We start from the raw sequence: 17153 nt of genomic DNA on the forward strand, positions 1-17153 counted from the left end.
CACCGCGGTCGGCACCGGCCTGAACGCCCCGATCGGCTTCGCCGAGATGGTGGCCGACAAGATCGCCGAGATCACCGGCCTGCCCTTCACCACGGCGCCCAACAAGTTCGAGGCCCTGGCCGCGCACGACGCCATGGTGTTCACCCACGGCGCCATCAACACCGTGGCCGCCAGCCTGTTCAAGATCGCCAACGACATCCGCCTGCTGGGTTCGGGCCCGCGTTCGGGCCTGGGCGAACTGGCCCTGCCGGAAAACGAGCCGGGCTCCTCGATCATGCCGGGCAAGGTCAACCCGACGCAGAGCGAGGCGATGACGATGCTGTGCTGCCAGGTGTTCGGCAACGACGTGGCGGTGAACTTCGGGGGCGCCTCGGGCAACTTCGAGCTGAATGTGTTCCGGCCGATGATCGCGCACAACTTCCTGCAAAGCGTGCGGCTGCTGGCCGACGGCATGCGCAGCTTCAACGACCACTGCGCGGTGGGCATAGAGCCGAACCGCGAGCGCATCGCCGAACTCGTGCAGCGCTCACTGATGCTGGTGACCGCGCTCAATCCGCACGTCGGCTACGACAAGGCGGCCGCCATCGCCAAGAAGGCCCACAAGGAAGGCAGCAGCCTGCGCGAGGCAGCCATTGCGTCAGGCCATGTGACCGGGGAACAGTTCGATCAGTGGGTGAAGCCTGAGCAGATGGTCTGAATTTTTGCGCGGTGGGTGGATCCTGGCTTTTTGAACGCAGAAGGCGCAGAAGGAACAGCCAAAAGCGCGGAAGTGAAACAGCGGAAATGAAGGCAAGACTTCAAGATCGCTCGCATGAGCGCCAGCCCTCTTGCACGCACGGGGGCTTCCCCTTAGGCCTTTCTTCCATCAGTGTCTACGCTATGGTCTGAACTGTTGACACTTTAAAAGTGCGTCTCCAATAATGCGCGGCGCGGTCCGTCGAGGCCGCCTGAAGGAGACAGCATGTCAGCCAAGCCCGCCGTCCTGGCGCTGGTGGCCGCACTCGCCTGCGGCGTGGCCCATTCCCAGGCGCCCCCGCCCTATGACGTGACACCGCAACTGGTGGCCGCGGCGCAGAAGGAAGGCAAGGTCGTCTGGTATTCGGCCACCGACGTGCAAGTCGCCGAGAAATTGGCCCGGGCCTTCGAGGCCAAATACCCGGGCGTCAAGGTGCAGGTCGAGCGCTCGGGCGCAGAGCGCATCTTCCAGCGCATCAACCAGGAATACGGCAGCAAGATCTACAACGCCGACGTCGTCGAGACTTCCGACGCCGTGCACTTCGTGTATTTCAAGAAGCAGGGCTGGCTGCAGCCGGCCGTGCCGAGCGACGTCGCCAAGTTCTGGCCCAGTGCATACAAGGACCCGGACGGCCAGTTCGCGGCCTACCGGGCGCACCTCTCGGTGATTGCCTACAACTCCAAGCTGGTGTCCAAGGACCAGGCGCCCAAGTCGCATGCCGACCTGCTCGATCCCAAGTGGGCCGGCAAGATCGTCAAGGCGCATCCCGGCTACAGCGGCACGATCATGACCGGCACCCAGGCGCTGAGCCAGACCAGCCTGGGCTGGAAGTACTTCGAGCAACTGGGCAAGCAGAAGATCATGCAGGTGCAGTCTTCGACCGAGCCGCCCAAGAAGCTCGCCGCCGGCGAGCGCCCCATCATGGCCGACGGCAACGAATACAACGTCTTCCTGCTGCGCGAAAGCGGCGTGCCGATCGAGCCGGTCTACGCCCCCGAGGGCACGCCGCTGGTGGTGGGCAACGCTGCCATCCTGAAGAACGCGCCCGACCCCAATGCGGCGAAGCTGTTCTACCACTTCATGTTCACGCGCGAGGCGCAGCAGTTGAACAGCGACGTGGGCGGCCTGCGCTCCTTCCATCCCGAGGTGAAGGAGAAGGCGGGGCGCGTGCCGCTGTCGCAGATCAAGCTGCTGAATTCGGATCCGACCAAGCTCGACGCCGAGGCCATCAAGAAGAAATACGAAGAGTACTTCGGGACCTGACGGATGGCCGTCGCCCTCCCGGAAGCGCCGGTCTCGGTGGCGCGGCCGCCCCTGCGCATCGACCTGCTCAAGCCGGCGTTCTGGCTGCTGGCCGCGGTGCTGGCGGTGCTGGTGCTGCTGCCGCTGGCCTGGCTCGCGTACTACAGCGTCGTCGACCAGGACGGCCGGCTCACGCTGGCCAACTTCGCGGCGCTGGTTGCGGACGCAACCATGCGCAAGCCCTTCCTGGTGGCCATCGCCATGGCGCTGGCGGTGGGCGCGCTCTCGTGCGCCATCGCCACGCCGCTGGCCTGGCTGGTCGCGCGGACCGACATGCCGGGGCGGCGGCTGGTGCGCGTGCTGGTCACGGCCTCGTTCGTGACCCCGCCTTTCCTGGGCGCGATCGCCTGGGAGATCCTGGCCGCGCCGAACAGCGGTCTCCTCAACGTCGCCTGGCGCGCGCTCGCTGGCGGCCAACAGTACGACGCGCCGCTGCTGAACATCTACAGCTTCGGCGGGCTGGTGTTCGCGATCGCGTGCTACACCTTCCCCTATGTCTTCACGCTGGTGGCCAACGGGCTGGACCGCGTGCCTTCGGACCTGGAGGATGCGTCCTCCATCCTCGGCGGCCGCGCCTGGACCACCCTGCGCCGCATCACGCTGCCGCTGGTGCTCCCCGCGATGCTGGCGGGCTCGCTGATCGCGATCCTGCAGGCGCTGACCATGTTCGGCTCCCCCGCCATCCTGGCGCTGCCCGCCGGCTTCCATGTGATCACCACCAAGATCTGGAGCCTGTTCCAGTACCCGCCCAAACCGGGCCTCGCCGCGGCGGCCTCCTTGCCACTCCTGGGCATCACCGTGCTGCTGCTGCAAGGCAAGGCCTGGATCCTGGGGCGCAAGGGCTACACGGTGCTGGGTGGCAAGAGCGGCGAGCCGCGCGTGACGCGCCTGGGTTTCTGGATGCCGCTGGGGCTGTTCTTCGCGCTCGCGGTGCTGTCGCTCACCGTGCTGCTGCCCTATGGCGCACTCGTGAAGATGGCGCTGACGAAGAACGGTGTCCCGGGGCTCACGCTGCACAACTTCCGCTTCGTGTTCTTCGAGTTCTCGGCCACGCGGCTGGCGATGTGGAACACCTTCGTGCTCGGATTCTCGACGGCGACCCTAGGCACGGGCCTGGCGCTGCTGGCCGCGTATTTCGTGGCACGCACTCCGGTGCGCGGCTCGCGCCTGCTGGGAACACTGGCGACCGCGCCGGTCGCCATCCCCGGCATCGTGCTGGGGGTGGGCCTGTTCCTCACCTACTCGCATCCGCAGTTGATGCTGTACGGCACGCTGTGGATCCTGCTGGTGGCCTTCCTCACCATCGAGATGCCGGCCGGCTACCAGCAGCTGGCCGCGGCCTTCCACGGCATCCATCCGGAGCTGGAGGAAGCCAGCCGCATCCTGGGCGCCAGTCGCCTGAAGACGCTGCGCCTGATCACCGCGCCCCTGCTGCGAACGAGCGTGATCGCCACCTGGTGCTTCGTCTTCATCGGCACCATCCGCGAACTCTCCGCGACCATCCTCCTGACCACGGCCAACACCAAGCTGGTCTCCGTGATCATTTATGACCTCAACGAAAGCGGTGACCTCGGCGCGATCTCCGTGCTGGGCCTGATGCTGCTCGTGGTCTCCTTCGCGGTGGTGCTCATCGCCAACCGCCTGCCGCTGCTGGGCGGACCGCGCCTGCCGGCGCTGCGCTAGCCAACCGGAAAGAGGCAATGGGATTCCTGGAACTGAACGGACTCACCAAGCGGTATGGCAGCGCGCCGGTGGTGAAGGAGCTTTCGCTCTCGGTGGAAAAGGGCCAGCTCGTGTGCCTGCTCGGCCCCTCGGGCTGCGGCAAGACCACGACGCTGCGGCTGATCGCCGGCTTCATCGAACCGGATGCCGGCGAGATCCGCGTCGGCGGCCGCCGCATCTCGGCGCCCGGGCAGAGCGAGGCGCCCGAGCGGCGCAACATGTCGATGATCTTCCAGAGCTACGCGCTCTGGCCGCACATGACGGTGTTCGACAACGTCGCCTACGGCCTGAAGTTGCGCGGCCTGTCGAAGTCCGAGGCGCAGCAGCGCGCCGACACGATCCTTGCCGCCACCAAGCTGGCGCAACTGGCGCAGCGCTATCCGGGCGAGCTCTCCGGCGGCCAGCAGCAGCGCGTTTCGCTGGCGCGCGCGCTGGTGGTCGAACCCGAGACGCTGCTGCTCGACGAGCCGCTCTCCAACCTCGATGCCAACCTGCGCGAGGAGATGCGCTTCGAGATCCGCCGGCTGCACGACAAGTACCGCTACACCACGGTCTACGTCACGCACGACCAGGCCGAGGCGATGACGACCGCGGACCTCATCGTCGTGATGAACCAGGGCGTGATCGAGCAGGCCGGCTCGCCGGAGGAGATCTATGCGCGCCCGCGCACCGAATTCGTCGCCCGCTTCCTGGGCGGCACCAACATCTTTCGCGGCGGCTGGGACGGACACGACGGCGTAGCCGCCGGCAACGGCCTGTTCCTGCGCTGCGGCTCGGGCGATTTCGCGGGCCAGGGCGACACCGCCGTCTCCGTGCGCCAGCACGACGTGCGCCTGAGCGCGACGCGCCCGGAAGGCGACAGCAACTGCGTGCAGGCAACCGTGACGCGCCAGGTCTACCTGGGCTCGCATCGCGACTACCTGGTCACGTTGGCCGACGGCGAGACGGTGCGCGCGCTGGTGAGCGCCGACCTGAGCATCGCCCCGGGCGAAACCGTGTGGCTGCAGCTGCCGCCGCAGCATTGCCGCGCCCTGGCGCACTGAATCCGCAACACCAACAACACCGAGGAGCCCCCGTGAGCATCATCGACCAGCAGGCCGCCGAGCACCTGACCCGCTACGTTTCCGATTTCGTCTGCAGTGCGCGGCTGGGAGACCTGCCGCAGGAGGTCGTTGCCCTCGGCAAGAAATCCATTCTGGACGGCCTGGGCCTCGCCGTCTCGGGTGGCGCCAGCCACTGCGGCGCGCTGGTGCGCCGCCACCTGGACGAATTGCACCTGGGTGCCGGACCGGCCACCGTGATCGGCACGCGCCTGAAGATCGCACCGCGCTTCGCCGCCTTCGCGAACGGCGTCGGCATCCACGCCGACGACTACGACGACACGCAGCTGGCCGTGGCCACCGACCGCGTGTACGGCCTGCTCACGCATCCGACCGCGCCGGCGCTGCCGGCTGCCCTGGCGATGGCGGAAGCCACCGGCGCGAGCGGCGCCCAGGCCATGCTGGCCTATCACCTGGGCGTGGAAGTGGAGTGCAAGATCTCCGAGGCGATCAACCCGCGCCACTACCAGAGCGGCTTCCATTCGACCGGCAGTTGCGGGACCTTCGCCGCGGCCGCTGCCGCATCGAAGTTGATGGGGCTCTCGGAAGAGGCGACCGCGCGCGCGCTGTCGATCGCGGGCAGCCAGTCGGCCGGACTGCGCGAGAACTTCGGCACGATGACCAAGCCCTTCCACGCCGGCCGCTCCTCGGAGAGCGGCGTGGCCGCGGCGCAGTTTGCCGGCTACGGCTGGACCGCGACGGACCGCATCCTCGAAGCGCCGCGGGGCTTCTTCAGCGCCGCCGGCGGCGGCTGGGATCCGAGCGCGATCGCCGGCCGCCTCGGCAAGCCCTGGACTTTTGCCGAACCGGGGATCTCGATCAAGCCCCATCCGAGCGGCTCGCTCACGCACCCCGGCATGACCGAGATGCTGCGCCTGATCCGCGAGCATGGCATCCAGGCGAAAGACGTGGTGCGCGTGCGCGTCGGCACCAATCACAACATGCCGAATGCGCTGATCCACCACAGACCCACGAACGAGTTGCAGGCCAAGTTCTCCATGGAGTTCTGCATGGCGATCCTGCTGCTGGAAGGGCGGGCGGGCCTGAACGAATTCACCGACGAAGTGGTGCTGCGTCCCGACGTGCAGAAGATGATCGAGAAGGTCGACTTCGGGGTGGATGCCGATGCCGAAGCGGCGGGTTACCACAAGATGACGACCATCATCGACATCGAGCTGGCCGGCGGCCGCAAGGTGAGCGGGCGCGCCGACTTCGGCAAGGGCAGCCCCGCGATGCCCATGAGCTACGACGACGTGGCCGACAAGTTCCGCGAGAACACCGAGTTCGCGCGCTTCCCGAAACAGCAGGCCGAGGAGGTCATTGCCATGGTGCGCGAGCTCGAGACGCTGCCTTCGATCGACCGCCTGATGGGAGCGCTTGCGCATGACCGCCGCTGAACGCCCCATCCTCGGCCTGATGCTGGGCGACGTCACCGGCATCGGCCCGGAGATCAGCGCCCGCCTGCTGGCAAGTGGCAAGCTGAAGGACCTGGCACGCATCGTCGTGATCGGCGACGCCCGCGTGCTGGAACTCGGTTGCCGCGATGCGCGCGTGCAGCCCGCGGTGCGCAGCTACGAGCGCGTCGCCAACATCGACTGGTCGCGCGACGAGATCCCGCTGCTGGACCTGGGCAACATCGATCCGGCGACGCTGCCGCGCGGCGAAGTCTCGGTGGAGTCGGGGCGCCTGACCGGCGAGACGCTGCATCTCATGACGCAGCTTGCGCTGAGTGGCGCGATCGACGGCATCTCGTTCGCGCCGCTGAACAAGGGCGCCTTGCACAAGGGCGGCTGGAAGTACCCCGACGAGCACCAGATGTTCGCGGCCTGGAACCGGCACGAAGGCTTCTTCGGCGAGATGAACGTGATCGAGCAGTTCTCGACCTTCCGCGTCACCTCGCACGTGGCCCTGCGGCAGGCGCTGGACATGATCACGCCGGAACGCATCGCCAGTGCCGTGCGGCTGGCCGACAGCAGCCTGCGTGCGTCGGGCATCGCCAGCCCACGCATCGGTGTGGCGGCACTCAATCCGCACTGCGGCGAGGGCGGCCTGTTCGGCGACGAGGAGATCCGGCTGATCGCGCCCGCGGTGCGGCGCCTGGCCGAAGAGGGGATCGCGGTGACCGGGCCGATCTCGTCCGACGCGATCTTCCTGAAGGCGCTGAAGGGCGAGTTCGACGGCGTGGTGATGATGTACCACGACCAGGGCCAGATCGCGACCAAGCTGCTCGGTTTCAACAAGGGCGTGACCGTGACCGCGGGCCTGCGCACGGTCTACACCACGCCCGCGCACGGCACGGCCTTCGACATCGTGGGGCAGGGCAAGGCAGACACCGGCGCGCTGGAGCAGGCGATCCGGATCGCGGCGCGGATGGCGGCCGCGCGCAAGGATCGCGCGGTGGCTTGAGGACATCCGAAGGCGGACATCCGAACGCAAAGGGCGCAAAGGTTGCGCAAAGGTCGCAAAAAAGACCCAGAAAACTTTGATGGTTTTCTTTTGCGCCTTTTGCGTAACCTTCGCGTCCTTTGCGTTCGGATGTCCGTGTTGAACAGCCATGAACGAATACCGGCGCTACTTCTCGTCCGCCGACGCCAGCAGTCGTTGGCGGCCCGCCTGGATGTGCTCCTCGGCGTATTGCTTCGCCCGCGCCGCATCGCCCTGCGCGATCGCCTCGTAGAGCCTGCGGTGTTCCAGGTTCGAGCGGCGCATGTTGCCCGCCGCATTGAAGTTCTGGCGCCGGTACAGGTGCAGTTCCTTCACGTAGCTGTCGTACAGCTGGTGCGCCCGCTGGCTGTTGGACAGCTGCAGGACCTGCGCATGGAACTGCACGTTCAGCTCGTAGTAGAGACCGCTGTCGTCGGCCTGCGCCGCCGTGTCCATGCCTTGCAGCAGCGACTCGAACTGCGCGCGCTGCGCATCGGTGATGTTCTCCGCCGCGCGCTCCGCGGCGAAGCCGAACACCAGCGCGCGCAGGTCGTAGATCTCCAGCAATTCGGGGAGCGACACCTGGCGCACGAACACGCCGCGGTTCACCACCGGCGTGACCAGGCCGGTGCCGGCGAGGATGCGGATCGCCTCGCGGATCGGGCCGCGGCTGGTGCCCATGCGCACGGCCAGGGCGGCCTCGTTCAGCCGATCGCCGGCCTTGAATTCGCCGGCGTAGATCAACTGCTTCAGCTGCTCCGCGATCTGTCGCGTGCGGCCTTCGGTGGTATGGATGGCGGGGATCGTCGACATCGAAAAATACTCCCCGTGGACGAGGCGGCGGTGCCGGCGATTATAGGAAGCGTGTGGCCGCCGTCACGCGGATCGTCCTCCGCTGCTGCGGGATCGGCGGGCCGAATCGCTGGGGCGCCACAGGGTCTCACCGGCACCGTGAATTCCCGTGCCTCGTGCGCTGCGATCCAGCCGGCGATGTGCTCAGGTGAGGCGGTCCGTCCGCAGGCGGTGGCGTTCGTCGGTCGCGCGGTACGTCGCGGCCAGCACCGTGGCGAGAGTGCCCAGACCGGTCGCCCCCGCCAGCAAGAACAGGACGAACACCTGGTACTTGGCCGCTTCGAGCGGCGGGATGCCGCTCAGCACCTGGCCCGTCATCATTCCCGGCAGGGTGATGATGCCGGCGGCCGACATCTGGTTCAGGACGGGAATCAGGCCGCCGCCCAGTGCATCGCGTTGCACCATCGCCAGGGCCTGGTGCCTGGTGGCGCCCAGCGTGAGCTGGGCTTCGATCGCCGCCCGCTCCCGAACCAGGGCCGTGTTGAAGGCGTTCAGGCTGATGCTGACGCCGCTCATCGCGCTGCCCAGCACGATGCCGAACATCGGGATGGTGAACTGCGCCGCGAACCAGGGTCTGGGCTGCAGCGCCACGATCGCCAGGGCTGTCACCGGGAATGTGCCCGCGGCCATGGCTGCGATGCCGATTCCATAGCCCCACGCACCCGCAAAGCGGCTGCGCTGTCGGGAAAACGCTTCCCACCCGGCGCTCGCCAGCATGACCAGCAGCACACCAGCGACCAGCACGGGCGAGTTCAAGGCGAACACGGATTTCAGCAGGAAGCCCACCAGCAGCAATTGCACGGCCGCGCGCAGCCCCGCGATCAGCAGGGGCCGCGCAACCCGCATGTCGAAGCGCAGCGACAGGATCCCGTTGACCACCAGCAGGGAGGCGGCGGCCAGCAATTCGGCGTAGCCGGGGGAGTCATGCATGGACGCGACCCTCCAGCCGGCCCTTGCGCATCTCGAATCGCTCGGACGCCATGCGCTGGGCCAGGGCGCCGTCATGCGTGACGAGCAGGATCGCCGTCCCCTGGTCGAGGAGCTGCCGCAGCAACTGTTCCACCTGGCTCCTGCTTTGCTCGTCCAGACCCGAGGTCGGTTCGTCCAGCAGCAGCACGCGGTTGCCGGGATGGAGCGCCCGCAGCAATGCGAGCCGCTGTCGCTCGCCGGTGGACAGGCGGGCGACCGGCCAGGCAGCCGCGGCCGCGTCCATGCCCACCGCGGCCAGCAACTGCGGCAGGTCCGCGGTGCGCGCGAAATGGTCGCCGACGCGTTCGTGCCACCAGCCGGAATCCGCCGGCACGTAGGTGACCATTCGACGCCATGCGGGTGCCGACGTGGCCGTACAGGCATGGCCATCCAGGAAGCAGTCGCCCTCGTGGGGATCCAGGTCGGCCACCATGCGCAGCAGGACGCTCTTTCCGGAGCCGGAAGCGCCCTCGATCGAGACACAGGAGCCGGACCCAAGTCGCAGGCTCACGGGGCCGACGTGCAGCCGGCGCATTTCCCGGATTTCGAGCATGCGCGATTGTGGCCTGTGCCGGCGGTGACCGGCCGGCGCCAACGATAGGGTGGACGCCCCAGCGTGGTCCGGGGCCCGGGCGTTGTAGATTCGGGAGACGGGAAGTCGGATTCCCGGGCAAGGGCAGCCCCCACACCATCGGAGAGAAAGCATGAGCGCCATCGAGTCGGTCCTGGTCGAAAACCGTGTCTTCCCCCCGAGCGACGCCATCGTGCGGGCCGCTCGCATCTCCGGCATGCCCGCGTACGAAGCGCTGTGCCGCGAGGCGGAGCAGGACTTCGAGGGCTTCTGGGCGCGGCTGGCGCGCGAGCACGTGCAGTGGACGAAGCCCTTCACCCGCACGCTCGACGAATCCGCGGCGCCGTTCTACAAGTGGTTCGAGGACGGCGAACTCAACGCCAGCGCCAACTGCCTCGACCGCCACATCGGCACGCCCACCGAGCACAAGACGGCGATCGTGTTCGAGGCGGATGACGGCACCGTCAGCCGCATCAGCTACCGGGAACTGCTGGCCCGCGTGAGCCAGTTCGCCAACGCACTGAAGGCGCAAGGCATCCGCAAAGGCGACCGCGTCGTGATCTACATGCCGATGGGCGTGGAGGGCGTCGTGGCCATGCAGGCCTGCGCGCGCATCGGCGCGACGCACAGCGTGGTGTTCGGCGGATTCTCGGCCAAGTCGCTGCAGGAACGCATCATCGATGCCGGTGCGGTGGCGGTGATCACGGCCAATTACCAGATGCGCGGCGGCAAGGAGATGGGGCTGAAATCCATCATCGACGAGGCGCTGGCCATGGGCGGCTGCGACACGATCCGCACCGTGCTGGTCTACCTGCGCACGGCCACCGCGTGCAACATGGTCGCCGGGCGCGACCTCAGCTTCGACGAGGCGCTGGCCGGCCAATCGAGCGAATGCGCACCCGAGCAGGTGGGCGCGGAGCATCCGCTGTTCATCCTCTACACCTCCGGCTCCACCGGCAAGCCCAAGGGCGTGCAGCACTCCACCGGCGGCTACCTGCTGTGGGCGAAGCTCACGATGGAGTGGACTTTCGATCTGCGGCCGCAGGACCTGTTCTGGTGTACCGCCGACATCGGCTGGATCACCGGCCACACCTATGTGGCCTATGGGCCGCTCGCCGCTGGCGCCACGCAGCTGATCTTCGAGGGCATCCCCACCTTCCCGCATGCGGGGCGCTTCTGGCAGATGATCGAAAAGCACAAGGTCACGCTGTTCTACACGGCGCCGACGGCGATCCGCTCGCTGATCAAGGACGCCGAGACCGACGCCAAGGTGCATCCGCGCAACTGGGACCTCGGCTCCCTGCGCATCCTGGGCACGGTGGGCGAGCCGATCAATCCCGAAGCGTGGATGTGGTACTACCGGAACGTGGGCGGCGAGCGCTGCCCGATCGTGGACACTTTCTGGCAGACCGAGACCGGCGGCCACGTCATCACCCCGCTGCCCGGCGCGACGCCGCTGGTGCCCGGGTCGTGCACGCTGCCGCTGCCCGGCATCATGGCCGCCATCGTCGACGAGACCGGCAAGGACCTGCCCAATGGCGCCGGCGGCATGCTGGTGATCAAGCGCCCCTGGCCGTCGATGATCCGCACCATCTGGAACGATCCCGAGCGCTTCAGGAAAAGCTACTTCCCGCCGGAGATGGGGGGCACGCTGTACCTGGCGGGCGACGGGGCGGTGCGCGATGCGAAGACCGGCTACTTCCGCATCACCGGCCGCATCGACGACGTGCTGAACGTGTCGGGCCACCGCCTGGGCACGATGGAGATCGAATCGGCCCTGGTTTCCAAGACCGACCTCGTGGCCGAGGCCGCGGTGGTGGGCCGCCCCGACGACCTGACCGGCGAGGCGGTGTGTGCCTTCGTGGTGTTGAAGCGCGCGCGGCCGACCGGGGAGGAGGCGAAGCGGATCGCCAACGAATTGCGTAACTGGGTGGCCAAGGAGATCGGCCCGATCGCCAAGCCCCGCGACATCCGCTTCGGCGACAACCTGCCCAAGACCCGCAGCGGCAAGATCATGCGCCGCCTGTTGCGCAGTATCGCCAAGGGCGAGGCGATCACGCAGGACATCACGACGCTGGAGAACCCGGCGATCCTGGAGCAGTTGTCAGAGACGAACTGAATACAGACTGCCGGACGCAGAAGTCGCAAAAGTCGCGCAGAAAACGCAAAAAGCTGCCTCCGGTTGCTGGAATGAAAAAGCCCGCTGCAAGCGGGCTTCTTCCTGGGCCAGGGAGCCTCAGTGCTGCGTCAACACCCAGCCCGCCAGCTTCTTCGCCTCGGCTTCGTTGACCTGCGAGTTCGCGGGCATGGGTACGGGGCCCCAGACGCCGGAGCCGCCCCGCATGATCTTGGCGGCCAGGCGGTCCACTGCGTCCTTCTGGCCGGCGTACTTGGTCGCAACGTCCCGGTAGGCGGGCCCGACCAGCTTGCGGTCGATGGCATGGCACGACATGCAGTTCTTCGCGGTGGCCAGCGCCTGGTCGGCCAGAGCCGGCGCGGCCAGGACGGCCAGCGTCGCCAGCGCAATCAGCGCTCGTTTCATGAGGGACCTTTGGGTGAGTTACATTGCTTCAACGTTATTGTACGGATGGCGTTGACCTCGCCTTCCGGCACGGGATTGGCATCGACAAGGAGCACGCATGCTGTTGCTGGGGGTGGGAATCGTCCTGCTGGCGCTGAAATACCTGGAGATCGGCGTCGTGGCCGCCTGGTCCTGGTGGGTGGTTTTGTCGCCGTTCGCGCTGGCCGTGGTCTGGTGGACGTGGGCCGACATGTCGGGCTACACCAAGCGCAAGGCGATGGAGCGCGAGAGCGCCCGCAAGCAGGAGCGCATCGACAAGAATCGCGCCCAGATGGGGCTGGGCACCAAGAAGTCAGGCCGGCGCTGAGCCCGAGCCCGAGCCGTCCGTGCCCAGCGCCGAGGGGTGCTTGCGCTTGAGGCCATGCAATGCCGGGCCTTCGATCACCGTGCCGTCCGGGCGGAAGCGGCTGCCGTGGCAGGGGCAGTCCCAGCTCGTCTCCACGCTGTTCCAGTGGACCTTGCAGCCCATGTGCGGGCACACGTTCGAGACGGCAAACAGTTCGCCGTCGGGCGCACGCCAGGCCGCCAGCGTCTCGCCCTCGGCATCGACGATCGCGCTGTCGCCCGGCGCCAGGCTGGCCAGCTTCTCGGTCTGGCGGTGGGTGAGGTAGTCCTTCACCAGCTGCTTCATCACCAGCGCGTTCTCTGCGAGGATGGCCTTGGCGCCCTTCACCAGCGAGATGCGCCCCGGCTTCACCAGGTCGGCAAAGGCCGCCTTGTGTCCGAGCAGTTCCGCGGCGATCAGGCGCGCGGCCACCGTGCCCCAGGTGAGCCCGTCGGCGGCGAAGCCGGTGGCGATGAAGCAGCCCTCGTGGTTGCGGCCGATGTAGGGCAGGGCGTCGGCACCGCGGTAGTTCTGGGCGGACCAGCGATGCGTGATCGGGCGGTCGCCGAAGTACTGCTTGGCCAACAGCTCCAGCGCCATCAGACCCGCCGTGGCGTTGTGGATGCCGACCTTGTGTTCCTGCCCGGCGCAGATCAGGTAATGGCGATCGCCGGCTTGCAGCGTGCGCACGGACAGGTGCTCACCGGCCTTCCACCAGAAGGTGCCCGGCCCGGGCGGCGCATCGGCTGTCCATTCCAGCGCGATCGCATATTCGCGGTGCACAGGCATCTCGGCATGGACCAGGTGCACGCCCTTGGGCGAATGCGTCGCCATGACGATTTCCCTGGCCGTCACGCTGCCCGAGGCGGTGACCACGCGCCTGGCCTTGGTGTCGATCTCCAGCACGCGCGAGTGCTCGTGAACGCTCGCGCCGGCCTCGGCGGCCCGCCGCGCCATCGCCACCACATAGGCTTGCGGCTGGAACTGCGCCTGGTTGCGCAGCACCATCACCTCGCCCTGCGCCGCCGGCAGGGGGGAAGGAACGGAGCTGGTGATTTCCACCGGGCAGCCTGCCGCGGCGAGCGCGTCGTACTCCTTGCGGACGTAAGCGTTGTGCGCGGAGTCTGCCCACAGCACGAGCGGGCAGCGCCGGAAGCCGACGTCCGGCAGCTGGCTGCAGCGCTCCTCGATGAAGGCGACCGCCGCGCGGCGCTCGGCGGCGACCTGCCGCGCGACCTCGGCGCCCCACTTGGCGGCGATCTCCTGCAGGCCGTTGGAGACGGTCTCGTACAGGTTGCCGGTGGAGTTGCCGGTGCTGCCGGCGCCGATCTCGTCGGCCTCGAGCAGCACGACCTTGGGCTTGACGGGCGTCTGCTGGCCGGCGAGCAGGCTGGCCAGCGTCACCCCGGTAATGCCCCCGCCGATGATCACGACGTCGGCCGTGACGTCCGCGCCGAGCATGCCAAAGCCGGACGGCGGCGCCGTGCCGCGCCAGACGGAAAGCGTCTCCATGAGGTGCTCCCTGGGCAAAGACTTCATGCTAGGGAGACCCTGCCGTCACCGGCGTAGGACGGGGACGACAACCTGGGGCGGGGTGCAATGCGGTACTTCTGAACGCAGAAGGCGCAGAAGGCGCAGAAGAAACGCAGAACACGCAGAAGAACATCCCTCAAGGATTTTTCTGCGCCTTCTGCGCACTTCTGCGCCTTCTGCGTTCAAGAATGCCGACGATCGCGCGGCGCATGTTCCGCCGCGCGATCAAATCCTCAATACAAGTCCAGCACCGCCCCCTTGCTCGCGCTCGACGCATTGAATGCGAACTTCGCCTGCACGCCACGCGTGTAGCGCGGCGCGGGCGCGGTCCATCCGGCGCGGCGCTTGGCGATTTCCTCGTCGGGGACGTTCAGCTGCAAGCGCAGCTGCAGCGCGTCGATGGTGATCGAGTCGCCCTCGTTCACGAACGCGATCGTGCCGCCCGCCGCGGCTTCCGGTGCGACGTGGCCGACCACCATGCCCCAGGTGCCGCCGGAGAAGCGGCCGTCGGTGATCAGGCCCACGCTCTCGCCGAGGCCGGCGCCAATCAGCGCACCGGTGGGCGCCAGCATCTCCGGCATGCCCGGGCCGCCCTTCGGGCCGAGGTAGCGCAGCACCATCACGTCACCGGGCTTGATCCTGCCGTCCAGAATGGCCTTCAGCGCGGTCTGCTCGTCGTCGAACACGCGCGCCGGGCCGGTGATCACCGGGTTCTTCAGGCCCGTGATCTTGGCCACCGCACCTTCGGGCGACAGGTTGCCCTTCAGGATCGCCAGGTGGCCTTCCCGGTACATCGGATCGCTGATCGGACGGATCACGTCCTGGTCGGCGCGCGGTGCATCCGGCACGTCGGCCAGCGTCTCGGCAATGGTCTTGCCGGTGATCGTCATGCAGTCGCCGTGCAGCAGGCCGGCCTTGAGCAGCATCTTCATGACCTGCGGAATGCCGCCGGCCTGGTGCAGGTCGACGGCCAGGTACTTGCCCGAGGGCTTCAGGTCGCACAGCACCGGGGTGCGCTTGCGGATGCGCTCGAAGTCGTCGATGGTCCACTCGACCTCGGCGGCATGCGCGATGGCCAGGAAGTGCAGCACCGCGTTGGTGGAGCCGCCCGTGGCCATGATCACCGCCACGGCGTTCTCGAGCGACTTCCGGGTCACGATGTCGCGCGGCTTCAGGTCCTTGCGAATCGCTTCCATCAGCACCTTGGCCGATTCGTGCGCAGAGTTCTGCTTCTCGTCGTGCGGGTTGGCCATCGTCGACGAATAAGGCAGCGACAGGCCGATCGCCTCGAAGGCCGACGACATCGTGTTGGCCGTGTACATGCCGCCGCAGGAGCCGGTGCCCGGGATCGCGGCCTGCTCGATTTCCCGGAGATCCGCATCGCTGATCTTGCCGGCCGCGTTCTGGCCCACGGCCTCGAACACGCTGACGATGTTCAGGTCCTGGCCACGCCACTTGCCCGGCAGGATGGTGCCGCCATAGACGTAGATCGCCGGGACGTTGGCGCGCAGCATGCCCATCATGCCGCCCGGCATGTTCTTGTCGCAGCCGCCGACCACCAGCACGCCATCCATCCACTGGCCCTGCACGCAGGTCTCGATGCAGTCGGCGATCACCTCGCGGCTGACCAGCGAGTACTTCATGCCCTCGGTGCCCATGGCCATGCCGTCGCTGATCGTCGGGGTGCCGAAGATCTGCGGATTGCCGCCGGCCTCCGCGATGCCGCGCACGGCTGCGTCGGCCAGCTTCTGCAGGCCGCTGTTGCACGGCGTGATGGTGCTGTGGCCGTTGGCGACGCCGACCATGGGCTTGCCGAAGTCGGTCTCCTTGTAGCCCATGCCGTAGTACATGGAGCGGTTCGGCGCGCGCGACTTGCCTTCGGTGATGTTGGCGCTGCGCAGCGGCTGGATGGGGATGGTCTTCTTGTCCATGGTGGCTGGTGTCCGGGAGAGGGAAGGGCGCAGGATACGCCTCGCCCCTGATTCTTTCCAATCCGATTTTCCGGCGCGACTAATATGTCTGGCATATGAGCGATCCCGTCATCGAGTTGCGCCTGTGGCGCCAGTTCATTGCCGTGGCCGAGGAGCTGCACTTCAGCCGCGCCGCGCGCTCGCTGCACATGACGCAGCCACCGCTGACGCAGGCCATCGCGCAGCTGGAGCGGCTGCTGGGCGCGCGCCTGTTCGAGCGCACGAAGCGCAGCGTGCACCTGACGGCCGCCGGCGAGGTCCTGCTGCCCCAGGCGCGCGAGCTGCTGGCGCGCGCGCAGGCGCTGCCGGCCCAGGCGCGGGCGGCGGCGGGCGGCGAACTGGGGCGGCTGCGCGTCGCCTTCGTCTCCACGGTCGGCTTCGCGTTGCTGCCGCACTGGCTGCGGGCCTTTCGCGCGCGTCATCCGCAGGTGCAGATGGAACTGATCGAGGCGACCGGCGACGTGCAGCTCGACGCCTTCGCACGCGGCGACATCGACGCCGGCTTCATGCTGCACTCGCCCGGCTTTGCGCCGCAGGGGCTCGCGCACCGGCGCGTGGCGCACGAGCCGCTGGTGCTCGCGCTGCCCGAGGCGCATCCGATGGCGGCGGCGCCGCGCCTGTCGCTGGCGGCGGTGCTGGCGCAGCCGCTGGTGCTGTTCCCGCGGCGCATCGTGCCTTCGCTGCACGACGCGATCCTGGGCATGTACCACGCGGCCGGCCGCGAGCCGCGCATCGTGCAGGAGGCGATCCAGATGCAGACCATCGTCAACCTGGTCTCGGCGGGACTCGGGATCGCCTGGGTGCCGGCGAGCGTGCGCGAATTCCAGCGCAGCGGGGTGGTGTACCGGCAGCTCGCCGGCAAGCAGGGGGCGAGCGTGCCGGAGTGCGAGACGACGCTGGTGTGGGGGGAGTCGTCGGCGGTGCTGGAGCGGTTCGTCGAAGTGGTCGCCAGCTGAATCGTCCGAGTGACTTATTGCCTGTGCCGCGCGCTCGCCTAGGCACCGGCAGCCCTCGCTGCTATTCTCATCGCGGCATTGGTGGATAGGCGCAATTCCCGTGCCGCACCCC

15 protein-coding genes are annotated in these 17153 nt (G+C 67.8%); 9 read left to right on the forward strand and 6 right to left on the reverse strand.

Going from position 1 to position 17153, the window contains the following annotated elements; all coding sequences use genetic code 11:
- From JWP60_RS15690 to JWP60_RS15715, 6 genes are all read left to right on the forward strand, one after another.
- Positions 1-697: lyase family protein (locus JWP60_RS15690; protein ID WP_299793224.1), on the forward strand; the 697-nt coding region annotated here is incomplete at its 5' end.
- A 264-nt stretch (positions 698-961) separates the two neighbouring features.
- Positions 962-1999, forward strand: a complete 1038-nt coding sequence (locus tag JWP60_RS15695) for an extracellular solute-binding protein (protein ID WP_299793227.1) — start codon at positions 962-964, stop codon at positions 1997-1999.
- A 3-nt stretch (positions 2000-2002) separates the two neighbouring features.
- Positions 2003-3721, forward strand: coding sequence for an iron ABC transporter permease (locus tag JWP60_RS15700; RefSeq protein ID WP_299793230.1), 1719 nt, complete (start codon positions 2003-2005; stop codon positions 3719-3721).
- Positions 3722-3738: 17 nt separating this feature from the next.
- Positions 3739-4803 (forward strand): ABC transporter ATP-binding protein, encoded by a 1065-nt coding sequence (locus JWP60_RS15705; RefSeq protein ID WP_299793233.1) that lies wholly within the window; start codon positions 3739-3741, stop codon positions 4801-4803.
- A 32-nt stretch (positions 4804-4835) separates the two neighbouring features.
- Positions 4836-6257 (forward strand): MmgE/PrpD family protein, encoded by a 1422-nt coding sequence (locus tag JWP60_RS15710; RefSeq protein ID WP_299793236.1) that lies wholly within the window; start codon positions 4836-4838, stop codon positions 6255-6257.
- The gene (locus tag JWP60_RS15715; protein WP_299793239.1) at positions 6244-7266 is read left to right on the forward strand and encodes a 4-hydroxythreonine-4-phosphate dehydrogenase PdxA; all 1023 of its coding nucleotides are present in this window, start codon (positions 6244-6246) and stop codon (positions 7264-7266) included. Before JWP60_RS15710 ends, JWP60_RS15715 begins: the two co-directional genes overlap by 14 nt.
- A gap of 165 nt (positions 7267-7431) precedes the next feature.
- On the opposite strand, the gene JWP60_RS15720 is transcribed toward JWP60_RS15715, so the two are convergent.
- The 3 genes from JWP60_RS15720 to JWP60_RS15730 form a co-directional block, all read right to left on the reverse strand.
- Positions 7432-8097, reverse strand: a complete 666-nt coding sequence (locus JWP60_RS15720) for an FCD domain-containing protein (protein ID WP_299793242.1) — start codon at positions 8095-8097, stop codon at positions 7432-7434.
- 183 nt (positions 8098-8280) lie between these two features.
- Positions 8281-9066: an iron export ABC transporter permease subunit FetB gene (fetB, locus tag JWP60_RS15725; protein ID WP_299793245.1), complete on the reverse strand. Its 786-nt coding sequence runs from the start codon at positions 9064-9066 to the stop codon at positions 8281-8283.
- Positions 9059-9658, reverse strand: coding sequence for an ABC transporter ATP-binding protein (locus JWP60_RS15730; protein WP_299793248.1), 600 nt, complete (start codon positions 9656-9658; stop codon positions 9059-9061). Before JWP60_RS15730 ends, fetB begins: the two co-directional genes overlap by 8 nt.
- A gap of 151 nt (positions 9659-9809) precedes the next feature.
- Between JWP60_RS15730 and acs the strand changes: the two genes are divergently transcribed.
- Positions 9810-11795, forward strand: a complete 1986-nt coding sequence (gene acs / locus JWP60_RS15735) for an acetate--CoA ligase (protein ID WP_299793251.1) — start codon at positions 9810-9812, stop codon at positions 11793-11795.
- A gap of 117 nt (positions 11796-11912) precedes the next feature.
- On the opposite strand, the gene JWP60_RS15740 is transcribed toward acs, so the two are convergent.
- On the reverse strand, positions 11913-12218 hold the full coding sequence (locus JWP60_RS15740) for a c-type cytochrome (protein WP_299793254.1): 306 nt from the start codon (positions 12216-12218) through the stop codon (positions 11913-11915).
- A gap of 97 nt (positions 12219-12315) precedes the next feature.
- Between JWP60_RS15740 and JWP60_RS15745 the strand changes: the two genes are divergently transcribed.
- Positions 12316-12564: a TIGR04438 family Trp-rich protein gene (locus JWP60_RS15745; protein WP_299793257.1), complete on the forward strand. Its 249-nt coding sequence runs from the start codon at positions 12316-12318 to the stop codon at positions 12562-12564.
- Here JWP60_RS15745 and JWP60_RS15750 read toward each other — a convergent pair.
- Both JWP60_RS15750 and ilvD read right to left on the reverse strand, forming a co-directional pair.
- Positions 12550-14094 (reverse strand): FAD-dependent oxidoreductase, encoded by a 1545-nt coding sequence (locus tag JWP60_RS15750; RefSeq protein WP_299793260.1) that lies wholly within the window; start codon positions 14092-14094, stop codon positions 12550-12552. The genes JWP60_RS15745 and JWP60_RS15750 overlap by 15 nt on opposite strands.
- Positions 14095-14348: 254 nt before the next feature.
- Complete coding sequence (gene ilvD, locus JWP60_RS15755) at positions 14349-16046, reverse strand: dihydroxy-acid dehydratase (RefSeq protein ID WP_299793263.1); 1698 nt, start codon at positions 16044-16046, stop codon at positions 14349-14351.
- Between the two features lie 95 nt (positions 16047-16141).
- Here ilvD and JWP60_RS15760 point away from each other — a divergent pair, with 95 nt between their 5' ends.
- Complete coding sequence (locus JWP60_RS15760) at positions 16142-17041, forward strand: LysR family transcriptional regulator (RefSeq protein WP_299793266.1); 900 nt, start codon at positions 16142-16144, stop codon at positions 17039-17041.
- The last annotated feature ends 112 nt before the right edge of the window (positions 17042-17153 follow it).

It is taken from the genome of Ramlibacter sp. (assembly GCF_028291745.1).
Taxonomy (GTDB): Bacteria; Pseudomonadota; Gammaproteobacteria; order Burkholderiales; family Burkholderiaceae_C; genus Ramlibacter.

Excerpts from the sequence above, each read along its gene's own strand:
- JWP60_RS15730 (WP_299793248.1), bottom strand. The coding sequence starts at position 9,658 with ATGCTCGAAATCCGGGAAATGCGCCGGCTGCACGTCGGCCCCGTGAGC.
- JWP60_RS15720 (WP_299793242.1), bottom strand. The coding sequence starts at position 8,097 with ATGTCGACGATCCCCGCCATCCATACCACCGAAGGCCGCACGCGACAG.
- fetB (WP_299793245.1), bottom strand. The coding sequence starts at position 9,066 with ATGCATGACTCCCCCGGCTACGCCGAATTGCTGGCCGCCGCCTCCCTG.
- JWP60_RS15740 (WP_299793254.1), bottom strand. The coding sequence starts at position 12,218 with ATGAAACGAGCGCTGATTGCGCTGGCGACGCTGGCCGTCCTGGCCGCG.
- JWP60_RS15745 (WP_299793257.1), top strand. The coding sequence starts at position 12,316 with ATGCTGTTGCTGGGGGTGGGAATCGTCCTGCTGGCGCTGAAATACCTG.
- JWP60_RS15700 (WP_299793230.1), top strand. The coding sequence starts at position 2,003 with ATGGCCGTCGCCCTCCCGGAAGCGCCGGTCTCGGTGGCGCGGCCGCCC.
- JWP60_RS15760 (WP_299793266.1), top strand. The coding sequence starts at position 16,142 with ATGAGCGATCCCGTCATCGAGTTGCGCCTGTGGCGCCAGTTCATTGCC.
- acs (WP_299793251.1), top strand. The coding sequence starts at position 9,810 with ATGAGCGCCATCGAGTCGGTCCTGGTCGAAAACCGTGTCTTCCCCCCG.
- JWP60_RS15750 (WP_299793260.1), bottom strand. The coding sequence starts at position 14,094 with ATGGAGACGCTTTCCGTCTGGCGCGGCACGGCGCCGCCGTCCGGCTTT.
- ilvD (WP_299793263.1), bottom strand. The coding sequence starts at position 16,046 with ATGGACAAGAAGACCATCCCCATCCAGCCGCTGCGCAGCGCCAACATC.
- JWP60_RS15705 (WP_299793233.1), top strand. The coding sequence starts at position 3,739 with ATGGGATTCCTGGAACTGAACGGACTCACCAAGCGGTATGGCAGCGCG.
- JWP60_RS15715 (WP_299793239.1), top strand. The coding sequence starts at position 6,244 with ATGACCGCCGCTGAACGCCCCATCCTCGGCCTGATGCTGGGCGACGTC.
- JWP60_RS15695 (WP_299793227.1), top strand. The coding sequence starts at position 962 with ATGTCAGCCAAGCCCGCCGTCCTGGCGCTGGTGGCCGCACTCGCCTGC.